Source organism: Mesorhizobium sp. M7A.F.Ca.AU.001.01.1.1 (assembly GCF_004022735.1).
Lineage (GTDB): Bacteria > Pseudomonadota > Alphaproteobacteria > Rhizobiales > Rhizobiaceae > Mesorhizobium > Mesorhizobium ciceri.
The window spans coordinates 1-2,669 of record NZ_RZPF01000815.1; the positions used below are offsets into that span (position 1 = coordinate 1).

A 2,669-nucleotide genomic window follows, 5' to 3' on the forward strand; every position below is an offset into this window, starting at 1 on the left:
GCCCACGGTCCACTACAATATGGGCGGCGTGCCGACCAATTACTGGGGCGAGGTGCTCAATCCGACGGCGCTCAATCCAGACCAGGTGTCGCCCGGATTGATGGCTGTCGGCGAAGCCGGCTGCGCCTCCGTGCACGGCGCCAACAGGCTCGGTTCGAATTCGTTGATCGATCTTGTGGTGTTCGGCCGCGCGGCGGCGATCCGCGCCGGCCAGGTCATCGACCGCAAGTCGGCGATCCCTTCGCCCAACGAAGCCTCGGTCGAAAAGATCATGGACCGCTTCGACCGGCTGCGTTACGCCAACGGCTCGACACCGACGGCGGTGCTGCGTGAAAAGATGCAGAAGGCGATGCAGGAAGACGCGGCCGTATTCCGCACGCAGGAGTCGCTCGAAAATGGCTGTAAGCGCATTTCGCAGATCTGGGGCGAGTTGAAGGACATCAAAGTGTCCGACCGCTCGATGATCTGGAACTCCGATCTGGTCGAAACGCTGGAGCTGGAAAACCTGATGGCCAATGCCATCACCACGGTCTACAGCGCCGAGGCGCGCAAGGAGAGCCGTGGCGCGCACGCACGCGAGGACTTTTCGGCGCGCGACGACGCGGTCTGGCGCAAGCATACGCTGGCCAGGCTGAGCGAAGACGGCGAGGTGGCACTCTCCTACCGGCCGGTGCACACCGAGCCGCAGCTGGCTGAAAAGGACGGCGGCATCAGCCTCGCCAAGATCGCGCCCAAGGCCAGAGTGTATTGAGGATCGAACATGGTTGAACTCACGCTCCCCAAGAATTCGCAGATCAAGCCGGGCAAGACCTGGCCGAAGCCGGAGGGCGCCACCAATCTGCGGGAATACCGCATCTATCGCTGGTCGCCGGACGACGACGAGAACCCGCGCATCGATACCTATTTCGTCGACATGGACGACTGCGGGCCGATGGTGCTCGACGCGCTGCTGTGGATCAAGAACAAGATCGACCCGACGCTGACCTTGCGGCGTTCCTGCCGCGAAGGCATTTGCGGCTCCTGCGCCATGAACATCGACGGTTCCAACACGCTCGCCTGCACCAAGGGCTGCGACGACATTTCGGGCGCGGTAAAAGTCTACCCGCTGCCGCATATGCAGGTGGTCAAGGATCTGGTGCCCGACCTCACCAATTTCTACGCCCAGCACGCGTCGATCCAGCCTTGGCTGAAGACGGTGTCGCCGGAGCCGGCCAAGGAGTGGCTGCAGAGCCATGAGGACCGCGAGAAGCTCGACGGGCTCTATGAATGCATATTGTGCGCCTGCTGCTCGACCTCGTGCCCGAGCTATTGGTGGAACGGCGACCGCTATCTCGGCCCGGCAACGCTTCTGCAGGCCTATCGCTGGCTGATCGATAGCCGCGACGAGGCCACCGGCGAGCGGCTCGACAATCTCGAAGACCCGTTCCGGCTCTATCGCTGCCACACCATCATGAACTGCGCGCAGACCTGCCCCAAAGGCCTCAACCCGGCCAAGGCGATCGCGGAGATCAAGAAGATGATGGTGGAGAGAAGGGTTTAGGCGGTTGGTTGGTTGCCGGCGAGAGTAATCCAATGAGCGATGACCTTCCCATCCTTTCCCCTGTGGAAGCTCGCATTCTCGGCTGCCTGATCGAGAAGAAGGAGCTGACGCCGGATGTCTATCCGCTGACGCTCAACGCGGCACTGGCCGCCGCCAACCAGAAGACGGCGCGCGAGCCGGTGATGGCGCTGGAGCAGAGCGAGGTGCACCGGGGGCTGAAGCTGCTCGAACAAAAGGGGCTGGTGCGGCAGATGTTCGGTTCGCGTGTCGAGCGCTACGAGCACCAGATGGCGCAGCGCTTCTCGCTGACCACACCGCAGACCGCCTTGATCGGCTTGCTGTTGCTGCGCGGGCCGCAGACGGCCCATGAATTGTCGGCGCGCACCGAGCGCATGGCACGGTTTTCGTCGATCGAAGATTTGCGCGCCGAGCTCGACATGCTGATCGGCCGCCGACCGCCACTCATCCAGGAAATCCCACGCGGACCGGGCCAGCGCGAGGAGCGTTACGTCCATCTGCTGAGCGGGATTCCGCAGATCGCCCCCATCGCCATGCAGGCTGCGTCGGCTGCTTCATCTGCCTCCGGCCTCGAGGAGCGCGTCAGCGCCCTCGAGGAGGAGATTGCAATGTTACGCGCCCGCATCGACGCGCTGACCGGCGAGCGCTAGGTTCACCTCCTCGAGTAAACGCCGCTCGCTTCGCCGTCGGGGTCGATCAGCCGCAACTGGTTGCCGTCCAGTTGCCAACGCAAGGAGACCGGCTTCAGGTCACCGGGCTTGAATTTCCAGAGGCCCGTAAGGTCGGGCCGGCAACCATTGACGGATTTGTAGGTTCCTGCCGTCGGCGTGAAAACCAGGGTCGAACCGCGCACGGAGGCCTTGCCGGTTTTCAGGGTCAGCGACCGGACCTGACCGCAGCCGTCGACCAGAGACGATTGGAACAGCGCGTAATAGGTGCGCCCGTCAGCCCCGAAGGTAAAGGTGACGCTGCCGCCGCTGCCTGGATCGCAGTTGCTGAATGTGTCGCAATAATTGCCGCTGGCAACTGCAAAACCCCACTTGCCGACGAGCGCTCCCGGCATCGCACCGAGGCGCGAGCGCGTCGTCGGTCCCTTGCCCTGGCCGTAAGC

4 protein-coding genes are annotated in these 2,669 nt (G+C 63.5%); 3 read left to right on the plus strand and 1 reads right to left on the minus strand.

Going from position 1 to position 2,669, the window contains the following annotated elements; genetic code table 11:
- From EN884_RS32280 to EN884_RS32290, 3 genes are all read left to right on the plus strand, one after another.
- Positions 1-751: FAD-binding protein (locus EN884_RS32280; protein WP_128360978.1), on the plus strand; the 751-nt coding region annotated here is incomplete at its 5' end.
- A gap of 9 nt (positions 752-760) precedes the next feature.
- On the plus strand, positions 761-1,540 hold the full coding sequence (locus EN884_RS32285) for a succinate dehydrogenase iron-sulfur subunit (protein WP_013528877.1): 780 nt from the start codon (positions 761-763) through the stop codon (positions 1,538-1,540).
- Between the two features lie 32 nt (positions 1,541-1,572).
- The gene (locus EN884_RS32290; protein ID WP_027163303.1) at positions 1,573-2,208 is read left to right on the plus strand and encodes a DUF480 domain-containing protein; all 636 of its coding nucleotides are present in this window, start codon (positions 1,573-1,575) and stop codon (positions 2,206-2,208) included.
- 2 nt (positions 2,209-2,210) lie between these two features.
- On the opposite strand, the gene EN884_RS32295 is transcribed toward EN884_RS32290, so the two are convergent.
- Positions 2,211-2,669, minus strand: a 459-nt coding sequence (locus tag EN884_RS32295) for a hypothetical protein (protein WP_164895296.1), incomplete at its 5' end; no start/stop codon positions are given.